General features: G+C 69.8%; 10 protein-coding genes and 1 pseudogene. 3 read left to right on the forward strand and 8 right to left on the reverse strand.

What is annotated here, in order from left to right:
• Positions 1-378 precede the first annotated feature (378 nt).
• From VP06_RS14845 to VP06_RS14860, 5 genes are all read right to left on the reverse strand, one after another.
• Positions 379-1569, reverse strand: a complete 1191-nt coding sequence (locus tag VP06_RS14845; protein ID WP_048464558.1) for an ABC transporter permease — start codon at positions 1567-1569, stop codon at positions 379-381.
• Positions 1570-1597: 28 nt separating this feature from the next.
• Positions 1598-1990 carry a DUF4112 domain-containing protein gene (locus VP06_RS14850; protein WP_082167403.1) on the reverse strand — a complete coding sequence of 131 codons (393 nt, stop codon included), beginning with the start codon at positions 1988-1990 and terminating at the stop codon, positions 1598-1600.
• 228 nt (positions 1991-2218) lie between these two features.
• Positions 2219-3376, reverse strand: coding sequence for an aminotransferase (locus tag VP06_RS14855; RefSeq protein ID WP_048464559.1), 1158 nt, complete (start codon positions 3374-3376; stop codon positions 2219-2221).
• 400 nt (positions 3377-3776) lie between these two features.
• Positions 3777-4871, reverse strand: a complete 1095-nt coding sequence (locus VP06_RS36375; RefSeq protein ID WP_156295623.1) for a hypothetical protein — start codon at positions 4869-4871, stop codon at positions 3777-3779.
• 297 nt (positions 4872-5168) lie between these two features.
• Positions 5169-8678 (reverse strand): hypothetical protein, encoded by a 3510-nt coding sequence (locus tag VP06_RS14860; protein WP_048464560.1) that lies wholly within the window; start codon positions 8676-8678, stop codon positions 5169-5171.
• Between the two features lie 256 nt (positions 8679-8934).
• Between VP06_RS14860 and VP06_RS14865 the strand changes: the two genes are divergently transcribed.
• Positions 8935-10698, forward strand: a complete 1764-nt coding sequence (locus VP06_RS14865; protein WP_048464561.1) for a carbamoyltransferase family protein — start codon at positions 8935-8937, stop codon at positions 10696-10698.
• A gap of 68 nt (positions 10699-10766) precedes the next feature.
• Here the strand turns inward: VP06_RS14865 and VP06_RS14870 are convergent, their stop codons facing one another.
• Together VP06_RS14870 and VP06_RS14875 are read right to left on the reverse strand one after the other, a co-directional pair.
• Positions 10767-11123: a hypothetical protein gene (locus VP06_RS14870; RefSeq protein WP_048464562.1), complete on the reverse strand. Its 357-nt coding sequence runs from the start codon at positions 11121-11123 to the stop codon at positions 10767-10769.
• Positions 11124-11538: 415 nt separating this feature from the next.
• Entirely contained in the window at positions 11539-11805 is a 267-nt protein-coding gene (locus VP06_RS14875) for a hypothetical protein (RefSeq protein ID WP_048464563.1), read from the reverse strand.
• A gap of 329 nt (positions 11806-12134) precedes the next feature.
• Between VP06_RS14875 and VP06_RS14880 the strand changes: the two genes are divergently transcribed.
• Complete coding sequence (locus VP06_RS14880; protein ID WP_048464564.1) at positions 12135-12530, forward strand: carboxymuconolactone decarboxylase family protein; 396 nt, start codon at positions 12135-12137, stop codon at positions 12528-12530.
• Positions 12531-12558: 28 nt separating this feature from the next.
• On the opposite strand, the gene putA is transcribed toward VP06_RS14880, so the two are convergent.
• A complete protein-coding gene (putA, locus tag VP06_RS14885) occupies positions 12559-15609 on the reverse strand; it encodes a bifunctional proline dehydrogenase/L-glutamate gamma-semialdehyde dehydrogenase PutA (RefSeq protein WP_048464566.1) in 3051 nt (1016 codons plus the stop codon).
• Between putA and VP06_RS39000 the strand changes: the two are divergent.
• A pseudogene (locus VP06_RS39000) lies at positions 15583-15789 on the forward strand (hypothetical protein); the annotation flags it as partial. The gene putA and the pseudogene VP06_RS39000 overlap by 27 nt on opposite strands.

Consider the following 15789-nt stretch of genomic DNA (forward strand, 5'->3'; position numbering starts at 1 on the left):
AACGTTGCTCCACGTCTCGGCTGGTGCGATGCTTTTTGCATCAATCGGGCGGATGCTCGCATCAATCACTATGAGTTAACTCTTTCCTAACGGACTCTGACGCCAAGATGTTGACGCATCGGGCCGATGGAGCCATCTCAAATTTTCGATACTAAGCCAAAGGCTGAGCGACAATTGGAGAACGGAACCAAAGGTCGTTTTCTTTCGACCGTTGGTATCATCCCGCCCGGATCGATATACGAAGGAGCCTCGAATGGGCCCCTCTCCCCGCCCGCAGGGAGAGGGCAGCCCGCGCTTCGTCTTTGACCTGCAACCCCGGACAGCGTGGCGTCTGTCAACGGGTGCTGCGGACAGACTGACTCCGCCCGCAAACGCCCCTCACCGGAACGTCTTCCGCGGATCGAAGGCGTCCCGCACCGCTTCCCCGGCGAAGATCAGCAGGCTCAGCGTCACGGCGATCACCGCAAAGCCGGTCAGCCCGAGCCACGGCGCCTGGAGATTGGCCTTGCCCTGCGCCAGCATCTCGCCGAGCGACGGCGAGCCGGGGGGCAGGCCGAAGCCGAGGAAGTCGAGAGAGGTGAGCGTCGTGATCGAGCCGTTCAGCACGAAGGGCAGGAAGGTCAGCGTCGCCACCATGGCGTTGGGCAGGAGGTGGCGGAACATGATGCGGGCGTTGGAGAGCCCGAGCGCCCGGGCGGCCCGCACGTATTCGAAGTTGCGCGCGCGCAGAAATTCCGCCCGCACCACCCCGACCAGCGACACCCAGGAGAACAGCAGCAGGATGCCGAGCAGCACGAAGAAGCTCGGCGTGATGATCGACGAGATGATGATGAGGAGGTAGAGCGACGGGATCGCGGTCCAGATCTCGATCACCCGCTGGAACACCAGATCGACCCAGCCGCCGAAATAGCCCTGCACCGCCCCGGCCAGCACCCCGATCACCGAGGAGACCAGGGCCAGGGTGAGGCCGAACAGCACCGAGAGTCGGAAGCCGTAGAGCAGGCGGGCGACCACGTCGCGGCCCTGGTCGTCGGTGCCGAGCCAATTCCACTCGATGTCGCGGCAGGTCGTGCCGCCGGTCTTCGCCGCCACGGCCTTGCACTGGGCGTCCGTGAGGAGCCAGGTCGGTGGGGCGGGGGCCGGCACCGGCAGGTCGAGGTTGTGGGTGTCGTAGGAGAAGCGGATCGGCGGCCAGATCGCCCAGCCGTGCTCGGCGAGTTCCTTGGCGATTACCGGATCACGGTAATCGGTGCGGGCGAGGAAACCGCCGAATTTCTCCTCCGGGTAATCGACCACGATCGGGAACAGGATCTCGCCCTTGTAGGAGGCGACGATCGGCCGGTCGTTGGCGATGAACTCGGCGAAGAGGCTCGCGACGAACAGCAGGCAGAACAGCACGAACGACCCATAGCCGCGGCGATTCGCCTTGAAGTTCGCGAGCCGCCGCCGGTTGAGCGGCGACAGGCGCCCGGTGCCGATGGGCCCCGGGAGCGGCAGGCTCACCGGGCCTGCCGCCGGGGAGGTGACGGGGATCGCGTCGCGTTCGGGCGTCGGAGGGCGCTGGTTCATGCGGCGTCCCCCGGCCGGATGTCGGCGATCAGTCGAGCCGCGTGGCGGTGACGTCGATCACGCTGGGCTTCAATCCGCCGCTGCGCTCCAGGTGCCGGCGCAGCAGCTGCACGTTGCGGCGGTTGGCCTTGAAGGCGGCGTCGAACAGGTCGCCCACCAGCGGCACCGCCCCGACCACGCCGTCGATCGCCACGTTCGCCGCCATGCGGGCGATCAGCCAGCGCGGCGCGCCGAGGCGTCGCGCCTCCCAGACGATGTAGGACGAGATCGCCGTGGTGATCACGTCGCCGATCACCGGGATCAGCCCGACGATCGCGTCGAGGCCGATGCGCCGGTTGCCCGGCAGCAGGATCGCGGTGTCGAGGAGATGGGCCAGGAGTTCCAGCCGCGCCAGCACCTGCTCGGGCGTCGAGCCCGCCATGGCCTGGCCGGCCTTGGCCCGCAAGCCGAACGGGTCGTCCTGCGGCGGGCGGCCATCCTTGAAGCCGCCGCCCTGGAACTCGGCTCCGTGGCCGAAGGACCCCGCCCCGAAGGGCGGAACGCGGCCGGCCGTCTGCGAAGAGGTCATCCCGGGGCTCCCGAGCGTGTGCGTGATGCTCATGGTCCAGGATGTGGCCCCGGCGCCCCGGACCGACAAGGAGGCCCCGCATCAGGCCGCACGCCCCGGCGCGAGGCCGCGCAGGCGGTCGAGGGCGCGGTCTAGGGTTTCGTCGCGCTTGGCGAAGCAGAACCGCACGACGGTGCGAACCGGCCGGTGCGCGTAGAAGGCGCTCACGGGGATGGCCGCGACGCCGTGCCGCCGCACCAGCCGCTCGCAGAAGACGACGTCGTCGCTCTCGCCCAAGGGGGCGATGTCGAGATTGAGGAAGTAGGTCCCGGCGGAGGGCAGCACGCTGAATCCGAGATCCGTGAGGCCGCCCGCGAAGCGGTCCCGGGCCCGGGCGAAATCCGCCCGCATGCCCTCGAAATAGGCGTCGTCCTTCCCCAGCCCATAGGCCACCGCCGCCTGGAGGTTTGGCGGGGTGGTGAAGGTGAGGAACTGGTGCGCCTTGGCCAGCCCCCGCATCAGCCCGGGCGCGGCCATCACGAAGCCGACCTTCCAGCCGGTGAGAGAGAAGATCTTTCCGGCCGAGCCGACCTTCACCGTGCGCTCGCGCATGCCCGGGAGCGCCATCAGCGGCCGGTGGCGGCGCCCGTCGAACACCACATGCTCCCAGACCTCGTCGCAGAGCGCCACGGCGTCGAATCGCTGGCAGAAGCCGGCGAGCAGGTCCAGGTCCTCGTCCGGGACGATCGTGGCCGCGGGGTTGAGCGGGTTGTTGAGCAGCACGACCTTCGTGCGCGGCGAGAACGCGGCGGTGAGCGCCTCTTCGGTCAGCCGGAAATGCGGCGGCGTCAGGGTGACGAAGCGCGGCACGCCGCCGGCCCGCCGCACCAGCGGCAGGTAGGCGTCGTACATCGGCTCGAACAGAACCACCTCGTCGCCGGGCTCGATCAGCGCCATCAGGGCGCCGGCCAGGGCCTCGGTGGCGCCCGAGGTCACCATCACCTCGGTGTCGGGATCGAGGTCGAGCCCCTGCCAGCCGGCATAGTGCCGGGCCACGGCCCGGCGCAGCTCCGGCAGCCCCATCATCGGCGGGTACTGGTTCCAGCCCTCCATCACCGCCTCGGCGGCCTTGGCGCGCACATCCGCCGGGCCCGGATCGTCCGGAAAGCCCTGGCCGAGATTCACGGCGCCGGTCTCGCGGGCGAGCGCCGACATCACCTCGAACACGGTGGTCGGCAGGTCGGCGAAGATGGGGTTCATGCGGGAACGGGCGGGGTTCGAGGGCGGAAGGGGCCTCGCTACCATGCCGGCGGGGTGGACGGAACCGAGCCGTGCGGACGCATCAGGGCAATCGGGTCATGATGCGCAGCAGGCTGCGACCCTGCGCCGGCCCGGAGCCAGGATGAGCCAGGCGAAGCGGGCGGGCAGGTCCGGCATGACGGTGTCTCGTGGTCGAAGCAGCGCCAGCCTACCCGTCACGTCCGCTTCGTCACCCGCATTCCCGCCCATGCCTCCAAACCGCGAAAATTGGCCAAAGTCGAGAGCAGGTGGAGATGGCAAATTAGGCAGATATATTGACTATTTTGCAAACAATGACCGGTTCTCGTTTGTGACAGCCATGAGCGTGCGGATGCACCCCATTCTGATGCCGTTCGACACTCTAAATGTCTAACTTGATCGCGCGCCCCTCCCACTCTCGTACTTCGTAATCGGCATTGTAGTGCAATCCGTAGAAGGGCAATTTGTTTTTGAAGAAAAATAAATGAGATATTTGCTCCAATATAAGAGTAAGTGGCTTGAATTCTCTGAATGGCACATCCGAACGGACCACGCCTTGTGCAACATAATCCCATTTTATGTTGAATTTATCGTCAAATATTTTATCAAATATCGGCATATAAAAATCCATATATCTTTCAAAATGTGCACGACTCTTGAATCCTATGTAATTACACCAATAATCACTGACGTAACGATAATCAGAACGCATATCGACGCCAAAGTGCTCATTTATAAATTCAAATCCGCCGGTCGTCATGCCGAGGCGCCCCTTATTAAAATAGTCGAGTATATCAATAAAATCGAAATCTCTATCATATGAAGGTAAATAACCATACCCAAATCGATCAAGACCATTAAATATTCGATCCCAGCAGTCATCCAAAGACCCGGAAATTCTTAGATTTTTCTCATAAAACCGCGAAGATATCGTATAGAATGGATAATTAAGAATTTTGTTATGATACTCCGTCAAGAAGAATGACCATTCCGCCAAGTGACGACGGCCAGCATCGCTAATCACTGGAAAAATTTCGCTTTCCTTCAGATATCTTGCAGGAAAACTATCCAGATCTATTCCCTCGTCGAAAAAATAAAAATTGTATTGATTTGAAGATATCATCCTCGTATCAAGTCCTAAATTCCTACTACGATGGTTAAAATTCCATCCGGTCAAAACATAAATCGAATTGACACTTCTATTTTCCTTTACATATTTTGGCGGTGCAAAAAATGGAGAGCGATATTTGATTTTATTATCTAAATCGAGATTAGAATGGGATAAGTCTGCTTTAGATAAAGCAATTTCAGATTTTTTCAATTCACGCTTAATTGCATCAACATCTGACACAGCGCTTGCTAAAGCGTCTCTGAGTTGGTCGCGTTCAGTCCGCAAGCGGTCACGTTCCGTGAAAACCTGCCTCATCGAGGGGATTGACAGCGCCGCTCGTCTGGTTAGTTCCTTGATCAAAGACATTCAATTTTCCTCATTTGCGCAAGTCAGCAGTTAATAAAGTCAGAAAAGGCGTTATGTCATGGTGGCTCAGGCCCGGACGATCTCAACGCCGCCAGCCGTGCCGTAGACGTGGAGCACGGTCCATTACTCCAGCGGCGTGCTGCGCTCACGCTCGGACTGGCGCACCCAGTTCCTCAGCCTCTCGCCCGAGCAACCGAGCTTGGCGGCAATCGCGCACGAGGGAGGGCATGAAGATCATCGATGATCCGCGCCCGTTCGCCCTTGCGAACGCATCGGGCGCGCGCTGGCTGGCCTCGGTCATGGGCTCTCCGCTTCCGGGGCACCGGCCCGCTGGCGGCGCTCCTCCTCCTCGGCTTTCTGGCGCGCCACCTCCGCAGCCCGTGCCGCCTCCGCAGCCCGTGCCGCCTCGGCTTCCCGCGCCGCCCTGGCCGCCGCCTCCGCCCGCTGCTTCGCCTGCCTGGCATCCTCGACGGCCCGCGCCCGGTCCATCTCCAGGCGGCTGCGGCGGCGGGCGAGTTCGTTGCGGTCGGCCTCGACGGTCTCGATCTTGTCCAGCTCGCGCTGGAGAACCACCGCCGCCAGCACGTTGCTGAGCGGCACGACGTCGAGTTCGCGCTGCGGCCGGGCCAGGGGGCCCACCAAGGCGAGGCCCAGGGTCGGCGCCGGGGCCGTCCAGGCCCGGGGCGTCACCGTGGCGGTGAGCGTGCCGCGGGTGTCGAGGCGCATCGCCTTCGCATCCACCTGCACGAGTCCGGTCCAGGTGGCGGGGCCGAGATCGAGGGTGACGCTGCCGGTCCGCACGATGCCGCCGACCATCGAGGCCGGCACCGAGACGGGCCCGGCCAGCACAAGCGGCCCGCCGTCGAACTCCTCCGACACCACCCGCTCGACCCGGCCGGCCCTCAGCGGGTCCTCCTCGGCGAGCAGGCGGGTCAGGGCGCGCTGCACCGCCGCCGGGTCGAGGTCGCGCAGGGTCAGCCCGGCGAGTTCCAGCCCGCCGCTGCCGGCGAGGTTGCCGACCAGGGCGGCCGGGCTGTCCCCCGCCGCACCGAGGCGCAGCCGCACCGTCACCTGGCCCCGCAGGGCGTCGCCCCCGGTCAGGAGGGGAATCGACGCGGCGGTCAGGCTGCCCTCCGCGGACAAGGTCGCCTGGGCGCCCTGGCGTGCCAGGGTGGCGCTGCCGGCGAGCTGCCCGCCCGCGAGGCCGGCGGCGAAGCTGCGGACCGCGAGCCCGTCGGGCCCGAGCCCGAGATCGAACCGCGCCCAGTCCGCGGCGAGCCCGCGGCCGAGATCGAGCCGCCGCACCGTCATGGCGACCTGCCCGCTCGCCGGCAGGCCCGGGGGCGGGCCGAAGCGGGCGGTGGACCAGGATTCCGCTGCCACCGGCGATGCCCCGGGGTTCAGTACCAGCGTCCCGGCGAGCCAGGGCAGCGACAGCCGTTCGAGCGAGACGCTGCCGGCGACCTCTCCACCGGCCTGCCGGGTCAGCGTCGCGTCGATCGCCGATCCGGCGAGGGTGCCGGTCACGGTCAGGCGCGGCACGGCGCCGGCGCCGCCGAAGCCGAGGGTCAGCCGCGCCGGTACCGGGTCCGGCAGGGCGGGACCGCTGCCGAAGAGACCGGCCACCGGCCGCAGGTCGGGTGCCGCGAGGGTCAGGGCGCCGTCCTGGAGCGCGCCCGAGGCCGGCAGACGCAAAGGCCGGGCGGTGGCGATGGCGGCTCCGGCGATCTCGGCATCGAGGCTCAGGTTCAGCGGCCCCTCGGCCTCGGGCCGGCGCCCGACCAGATGCAGGTTCGCCGGCATCGCCAGGGCCGCATCGGCAGGCCGGCCGAGCCAGCGGCCGGAGGCGACCCCGTCGAGGCGGGCATCCAGGTCGTCGAGACGCCCGGCCCGGGCGGCGAGCGACAGGGCGAGGCGGCCGCCGGCGGCGGTGCCGCGGGCCTGGCCGCGCAGGCGGCCCGCCTCCGCGCCGGGATCCCGCTCCAGCGTCACGTCGAGGGCGACCGGGCCGTCGCGCAGGAAGCCCGGCAACAGCCGCGCCTCGTCCACGAAGGTCCGTGAGGTCAGGTCGATCAGCGGGGCGGCGACCGCGGCGCTCACCCGCCCGGTGATGCGCCCGGCGCCGTCGGCGCCGATCCGGCCCGAGAGGCTGGCCTTGGCCCCGGCCAGGTCGCGCACCTCCAGGCTGTCGAGGCGGAGTGCAGCCCCCTCGGATTGCAGGCTGGCGGCGATCTCGCCGGTGCGGGTCCCGGTCGGGCCGTAGCGCAGGTCGCGGGCGAGCAGGGTCAGGCCGACATCGTGGTCCTGCAACGCCGCGATGGCCCCGCGCATCGGCGGCAGTTCGGCCACGTCGAGCCCGTCGGCGACGATCTGGGCGTCGAAGCGCGGGCGGGCGAGATCGGGCCCGGCCGGGCTGTAGCGGGCGCTGCCGGTGATCCTGGCCGTCCCGAGCGCCACCCGGGCGTTGCGCAGCGACAGGACCGGGAGGGCCGCCGCCACGTCGGCCTCCGCCGAGAACGGCCGCCCGTCGAGGAGCCCGCTCAGCGGCCCGCCGAGGCCGAGCCGGTCGAGGAGGCGCCTCAGCCGGTCCGAGGCGGGGGCGTCGATCGCCGCATGGCCCGAGAAGCCGCCGCTCGGCGTCACGTCGCCGGACACGGCCAGCCTGAGGCCGCCGGCCGCCGCACCGGCGAGCCGCCGCAGGGTGACGGCGCCGGACGGGCGCAGGACGATGCCGAGGGCCGCGCCGCTCCAGTCCTCGCGGGCGAGCGTCAGGCTGTCGACCGTGACGTCCAGCGCCAGGGTGCCGGGCAGGGAGGCGGGCGACAGGCTCTGGCCGAGGAGGGCCTGGCCTGTGGCGCTCATCAGGAAGCTGTCGAGATCGAGGCGGCGGGCCTCCAGGCTCATCGTCGCCCGGGCCGTCGCGAGATCGAGGCTGCCGCGGCCGGTGAAGCGCAGGGGCGCCTCGCCCGGCACCTCGACGGCCAGGGACTCGAAGGTGGCGAGCCGGCCCTTCGCCTTGAACCCGCCCTGCACCGAGACCGGTAGGGCGCTGCCCGCGGCCTGGGCCGGCGGCCCCACGACCAGGCGGGCCGTGCCGCTCGCCTCCGGCACCCCGCCGCCCTCCGGGCTGCCCGACAGGCTCACCCGGGCGTCGAGGTCGAGCCGGGGCACCGTGTCGCCCCCGGCGCCGAGCTTCACCGGCACCGTCCCGTCGGGCCCGGGCGTCCCGGTGGTGAGGCGGAACGGCACCGCCTCGACGCTGCCTTCCACCCGCCAGGGGCCGGCGAGGCGCGGCGCCGAGAGCCGGACGTTCTCGGCATAGACCTGATCGGTGCGCCCGGTCGCGGCCACCCGGGTGGTGACGAGGAGCTGGGAGACCCGCAGGTCCTCGACCGCGAGATCCCGCCCCGGAAAGTCGAGTCCCTCGCCGAGGCCGGGCGCCGGCACGAGGCTGCCGGCCTCGGTCATCGGCAGGGTGACCTCGCCGCGGCCGATCCGGGTCTCGGTGAAGCGGATCTCGCCGGAGAGAAGCGGCGTCAGGGCGATCTCGGCCTTGACGAAGCGGGCATCGAGGGAGGGGCGGTCCCGCCCGGTCGCGAGTCGCAGATGGTCGATCCGCAGGCGCGGCGAGGGCAGCAGGCGGATCTCCAGCCGGCCGTCGGTCCGCACCTCGATCCCGAGCGAGCGGCCGAGTGCCGCATCGAAGCTCGCGCGGTACGCCTCCCACGGGATGAAGGGCGGCGCGACGAGGGCCGCGGCGAGGATCAGGATGACGAGGCCCGCCAGGGCGGTCAGGATGTCGCGCACCTTAAGCTGTCCGTGCCGCCCCGCGAGGCGAGCGCCGCCCTTGTGTTGGTCCGACGGCCCGGCGGGCCGTACCCCGATGACCCGGCTACCATATCGAGACTGGTGACGCGGGCGAAATCCGGCGGGATCACGCAGCGAGAGGCGGTCTCCGATGCACCCGCGCAACGCTCCTGCCCGGCCGGTCCGGGCGGGACCCCGGCCTGACAGGGCGGGACGACGCTGTTAGAGCGGCGGCGTGACCAGATCGACGGATCCGATGCGCTATTATCTCGGCCTCGCCACCACCTTCCACGACCCGGCCCTCGCCCTGGTCGGGCCGGACGGCACGGTGCTCTTCGCCGAGGCGACGGAGCGCTACCTGCAATACAAGCGCGCCCCGAATTGCGAACCCGACTCGGCACCCCGCATGGCGGGCCTGCTCAAGGCCCACCTGCCGCCGGGCTCCGAACTGGTGATCGCCACCACCTGGGGCCCCGACTTCAGCCGCTACCTCGCCGGCCAGGCCGGGGCCGGCGCCTTCGGGCTTGACACCTTGAGCGCGCATTCCCCGGCGCTGAACCGCTCGCTGGTGCCGGAGCGGGCCGAGCGCACCTTCATCGCCGAGCTGGCGCTCGCGCAAGGGAGGGCCGGCTACGGCACGCTGCTCGGCCTCGACCGGGCCCATGGAGACAGGGCGTCTGGCGGCCGCTCGACCATCGCGGGGTTGCGGCGCTATCCCCACCACCTGACGCATGCGGCCTACGGCCTGTGGGGCTCGCCGTTCCGGGACGCCACCTGCCTCGTCGTCGACGGCATGGGCGAGACCGGCGCCGCGGCGATCTACCGGATGGAGGCGGGGCGCCTGATCGAGGTGAAGCGCCATCGCGGCCGCGAATCGGTCGGCTTCTTCTTCGGCTTCGTCACCGACCTCGCCGGGTTCGACCAGGCCAAGGGCGAGGAATGGAAGATCATGGGGCTCGCCCCCTATGGCCGGCAGGATCCCGACCTGATGGCGCTCCTGCGTCGGCTCTACCGTATCGAGAATGGCCGCCTGCGCTTCTCGGATGCCGCCACCGTGCAGGCGGTGGCGGACGAGATCCGGGCCCGGCGCCCGGCCGACGCCCACGAGGCGGGCTGGGCCGACCTCTCGGCCTGCGGCCAGGCGATTTTTTCCGAGATGATGGACGTGCTGGTCGCCGAGGCGTGGCGGCTGGCGCCGCACGAGAACCTCGTCGTCACCGGCGGCTGCGCGCTGAACTCGTCCTATAACGGAAAGCTGCTCGGGCGCAGTGACTTCCGGCGCCTGCACGTGCCCTCCGCGCCGGCCGATGACGGCAATGCGCTCGGCGCCGCCTGGCTCGCCTTCCAGGAGGACAACCCCGATTGGACCGGACCGGGCGTGCTCGCCAGCCCCTATCTCGGCTCGCGCGTCTCGACCGAGCCGCTGGAGCGGATGGTCGATTGGGAGCCGCGCCTGCGCCGGGTCGGCCATGACGGGGTGACGCAAGCCGCGGCCGGCATCCTGGCGGCGGGCGGGCTTGTCGGCTGGGTGCAGGGGCGGGCGGAGTTCGGGCCCCGCGCGCTCGGCAACCGCTCGATCCTGGCCGATCCGCGGCCCGCCGACGCCAAGGCGATCCTGAACGCCAAGGTGAAGTACCGCGAGGCGTTCCGGCCCTTCGCGCCCTCGATCCTGGCCGAGGCCGGGCCGGACTGGTTCGAGGATTACCAGGACAGTCCCTACATGGAGCGCACCCTGGTCTGGCGGCCGGAGGTGCGGAGCCGAGTGCCGGCGGTGGTGCACGAGGACGGCACCGGCCGGCTCCAGAGCGTGACGGACGAGCGCAACCCCGCCTATGCCGCCCTGATCCGCGCCTTCGCGGCGCGGACCGGCGTGCCGATCCTGCTCAACACCAGCTTCAACGTGATGGGCAAGCCGATCCTCCACACCGCCGAGGACGCCATTCTGATGTTCTCCACCACCGGGCTCGACGCCGTGGTGATCGAGGACTGGATCCTGGTGAAGGATGGGGTGAAGACATGAGAAGGGCCGGCCCCGTCCCCGGGTGCCGGCCCCTCAACATCTGCCAAGTGTCTGCGATGAGTCTGCGATTACTCGCAGACCTCGACGCGCTTGTAGGTGAAGGATTCGTCGTCCAGCCACACCTTGCGGCGCTCGAAATGGCAGATCGGGCCGCGGCGCGGGCGCACGTACACGGGCTCGGGCTCCTCGACATAGACCCGGCGCGGCGGCGGCGCGGCGTAGACCGGCGGCGGAGGGGGCTGCATGCCGTTCATGATGGCGCCGGCCGCGACGCCGCCGAGGACGCCGGCCGCCGCGCCGCCGATGATCGCCGCGCCGACATTGTCGCGCGCCTGGGCCGGGGGCGCTGCGGTGACGAAGAGGGCGGCGACGAGCGCCGCGCCCGCGCCGAGGCGCGGAAGGCCGTAAGAGGTCGGAGCGCGCACGCTGAGGGTCTCCCGAAGGTGTTGGCGCGAGAATGCGAGGGACTGCTTAACGAAGTGCCAAGCTTGCCGACCGACCGAGATGCCGGACGACACGGCCCGGGGCCCACGAAAGCCTCGCGCCGTCGGACCCGAGAGATGGCGGCAGTTTGCGGCGATTTCCGGGTATGCTCACGGTTCGGGCGGGGGTGTGTATTTCGGGTGACGGTGGCGGGGACGAGACGGCTGCCCGACGCGGGACGGGCCGCCCTGGGGCGGCCCTTCGGTGGGTTACATCCTCATCAGGGCGTGGGCGGTGCCGACCAGCGTCATGGCGAGGCCACCGGCGAGCACACCGATCATGCCGTAGGACACGGCCCGCAGAAGCGTCGTCTGGCTCATCGTTCGTCTCCCGTCGCTGGTGTCATCGAGGCTCGGCTCAGCAGCGGTAGCCGCCGGAAGTCTGGCCGTACTGCTTGACCGGGAAGTTCTGCTGCTTGGCGTTGCCCTCGGCGGCGGAGCTCATCGGGCAGGCGCCGTAGAACGGCACACCGGTATTGGCACGGCCGCCGATCGAGCCGGTGGTCTCGACGTCGCGCGGCCAGAACGGGTTGGCGGGGGTGTTCGGGCCGAAGGCCATGGCGGAGGAGAGCGGGGCGGCGACGAGGGCGAGGGCGGTCAAGGTGGCGGCGATGCGGTTTTTCATTCGGTGTAGATCCTTGTCATTGGGGTAAGGCCGCGTCATCGGCCTCACTGATTTGCGATGATTTGAATATAGGCGTTTGCAAATCGCCGGGACGTGTTCTCGCGCACGCGCCGTGACGGAATAAAATCTGCGAAGCGAGGCCGCGCGCGCGGCAAGCCGAGCCGTTCACCGTTCGGCGAGGCCCGTTTCCTTTTCGGCATCCTGGCCCGGCCTTGGTCGAAAGGGGCTGCGTGTCGGGCTCCGCGCTGCAGTGTCCACGCCAGCACCGGTCGCGCTCCGCCACGGAGCCTGCTACCGTCCCGGCAAAAGCGATCTTCAGGGAGGGCGCGATGGCCGAGAGCGAGCAGTTCGAGAAGGGCCTGGAGGTCCGCCGGGCGGTGCTCGGGGCGGATTACGTCGATGCGAGCCTCGCCAAGGCCGACGACTTCATGATGGCGTTCCAGCGCATCACCACGGAATGGTGCTGGGGCTATGCGTGGACGCGGGACGGGCTCGACCGCAAGACCCGCTCGATGCTCAACCTCGCGATGCTGACCGCCCTGTCGAAGCCGGCGGAACTGAAGCTCCACGTCAAGGGGGCGCTGGCCAACGGCGTCACCGTCGACGAGATCAAGGAGATCCTGCTCCACGCCACCGTCTATTGCGGCATCCCGGCCGGCCTCGAAGCCTTCAAGGCCGCGCACGAGGTTCTCAAGGCCGAAGGCGCCATCCCCGACACGGCCTGATCGCCCCGTCGAGGGGCGCCGCGCGCCCTCACCCTTCCATGGCGATCAGCGCCGCATCGCCCCCCGCCGCCGCGGTGTTGATCGTCACGGTCTGCTCGGTGGCGAAGCGGGTGAGGTAGTGGGGACCGCCGGCCTTCGGGCCGGTCCCCGACAGGCCGTGGCCGCCGAAGGGCTGCACGCCCACCACCGCGCCGATCATGTTGCGGTTGACGTAGACGTTGCCGGTGGACAGCCGCGACACCACCCGCTCCACCGTCGCATCGATGCGCGAATGCACGCCGAGGGTCAGGCCGTAGCCGCTGGCCTCGATCGCATCGAGCACCCGGTCGAGATCGGCGGCGTGAAAGCGGGCGACGTGCAGGATCGGTCCGAACACTTCCTCGGTCAGCGCCTCCGGGCCGGCGATCTCGTAGATCTGCGGCGCCACGAAATGGCCCTCGCCCGGCACCTCGCCGGCGTAATGCGTCTTGGCGCTGCGGCGTAGCGCGGCGCCGTGGCGATCGAGGCGGGCGCGGGCCTCGGCATCGATCACCGGGCCGATATGGGTGGCGGGGTCGCGCGGATCGCCGAGGCGCAGTTCGCGCGCCGCGCCCGCCACCATCCGGATCACCGTGTCGGCCACATCCTCCTGGACCAGCAGCAGGCGCAGGGCCGAGCAGCGCTGGCCGGCGGAGCGGAAGGCCGAGGTCACCACGTCGTCGGCGACCTGCTCGGGCAGCGCGGTGGCGTCGACCAGCATCGCGTTGATGCCGCCGGTCTCGGCGATCAGCGGCACGATCGGGCCGTCCTTGGCGGCGAGCGCCCGGTTGATGTGGCGCGCCACCTCGGTCGAGCCGGTGAAGACCACGCCGGCCACGTCGCGATGCGCCACCAAAGCCGCCCCGACCGCGCCGTCGCCCGGCACGAGATGGAGGGCGCCGGGGGCGATGCCGGCCCGGTGCAGCAGGCGCACGGCCTCGGCCGCGATCAGCGGCGTCTGCTCGGCGGGTTTCGCCACCACGGCGTTGCCGGCCATCAGGGCCGCGGCGACCTGGCCGACGAAGATGGCGAGCGGGAAGTTCCAGGGCGAGATCGCCACGAAGACGCCGCGGCTGCGCAAGCTGAGGCGGTTGCTCTCGCCGGTCGGGCCCGGCAGGGACTGGGGCGCCCCGAACAGCCTGCGCCCTTGCGCGGCGTAGTAGCGGCAGAAATCCACCGCCTCGCGCAGCTCCGCCACGGCGTCGTCCAGGGTCTTGCCGGCCTCCGCCTGGAGCAGGTGGATCAGCCGCCCGCGCGAGGCTTCCATCGCGTCGGCGGCCCGCTCCAGGGCGGCGGCGCGCTGCTCCGCCGGGACCTTGCCCCAGGCGAGCGCGCCCTTGCGGGCGGCGAGCATCGCGGAGGCAGCGGTGTCGGGCGTCGCCTCGACGACGGTGCCGACGATCGTGCGGGCATCGCTCGGGCTTAACCCGTCGCGCGCCGTGCCGGCTTGCGCCGCGCCGTCGATCACCGGCGCCGCCTCGGCGGGCCCGCGCGCGGCGGCGACCGCGTCCGTCAGGCGCTCCAGGCTCGCCCGGTCGCCGAACTCGACCCCGGCGGAGTTGATCCGCTCCGGCGCGAACAGGTCGGCGGGACGGCGCAACTTGGCGTGCCGGGCGCGGTCGGGGTTGCCGACGCTCTCGGCCGGGCGGCGCAGCAGGCTCTGCACCGGCACCGCCGGATCGGCGGCCTGCGAGACGAAGGAGGAATTGGCGCCGTTCTCGAGCAACCGTCGCACCAGATAGGCGAGAAGCTCGCGGTGGCTGCCGACCGGCGCGTAGGTGCGGCAGGCCGCCCCCGGCACGCTCGCCAGCAGCCGGGCATAGAGCGCCTCGCCCATGCCGTGCAGGCGCTGGAACTCATAGGTGCCGGCTTGCGGTCCCGCCCGCTCGACGATCGCCGCGACGGTGAGCGCGTTGTGGGTGGCAAATTGCGGGAAGAGCCGCGGCCGGTGGGCCAGCATCCGCTCGGCCGCCGCCAGATAGCTCAGATCCGTCATGCTCTTGCGGGTGAAGACCGGGTAATCGGGAAGGCCGCGCTCCTGGGCCCGCTTCACCTCGGTGTCCCAATAGGCGCCCTTGACGAGGCGCACCATCAGCCGCCGGTCGAGGCGGGCGGCGAGATCGGCGACGTGGTCGATCACTGCGAGACAGCGCTTCTGATACGCTTGGACCGCGAGGCCGAAACCGTCCCACCCGGCGAGCGACGGATCGCCGAGCACCGCCGCGATCACGTCGAGGGAGAGTTCGAGCCGGTCCGCCTCCTCGGCATCGACCGTGACGTTGAGATCGTAGCTCCTGGCGGCCTGGGCGAGCGTCAGGAGCACCGGCACCAGCTCGGCCATCACCCGATCACGGCCGACCGCCTCGTAGCGCGGATGGAGCGCCGAGAGCTTGACCGAGATGCCCGGCCGGTCGGGCAGCGGCTTGTTGCCGGCGGCCCGGCCGATCGCCTCGATGGCGGCCGAGTAGGAGGCCGCATAGGCCCGCGCATCCTCGGCCGTGCGGGCGCCCTCGCCGAGCATGTCGAAGGAGTAGCGGTAGAGCCGGCCCTGTCCGCTCGCCGAGCGCTTCAGGGCCGCCTCGATCGTCTCGCCGAGGACGAAATGCCCGCCCATCACCCGCATCGCCTGCCGGGCGGCCTGGCGCACGGCGGGCAGGCCCAAGCGCTTGGCGAGCCCGGCCAGGATCCCCTCCGGCGTGTCGCCCGGCTGGATGATCCGGGCCGAGAGGCCGAGGGCCCAGGCCGAGGAGCGCACCAGCAGGGCATCGGAGCGGGTCGCGTGCTGCTCGAACCCGCCGAAGCGCAGCTTGTCCTCGATCAGCCGGTCGGCGGTGGCGGCATCCGGCACCCGCAGCAGGGCTTCGGCCAGCACCATCAGGGCGAGGCCCTCCCTGGTGGAGAGCGAATATTCGCGCAGCATCGCCTCGACGCCGCCCAGGCCCCCGGTCTCCTGCCGGATGGCGCCGACGAGGTCGCGGGCCAGCGCGTCGACCTTGGCCTCGCGCTCCGCAGGCAGGGCGCCCCGCTCCAGGACTTCCACGCGCCCTACGCCGCCGACGATCCCGGCCTCGCCCGCCTCTTCCTGGAGCGGGGCGCCCTGCCTGCGGAGCGCGAGGCCAAGGTCGACGCGCTGGCCCGCGACCTCGTCGGCGCCATCCGGCAGGAGACCGGGGGCCTGGGCGGCGTCGAGGCGATGCTGCGCGAATATTCGCTCTCCACCAGGGAGGGCCTCGCCCTGATG

This window comes from Methylobacterium aquaticum (genome assembly GCF_001043915.1).
Lineage (GTDB): Bacteria > Pseudomonadota > Alphaproteobacteria > Rhizobiales > Beijerinckiaceae > Methylobacterium > Methylobacterium aquaticum.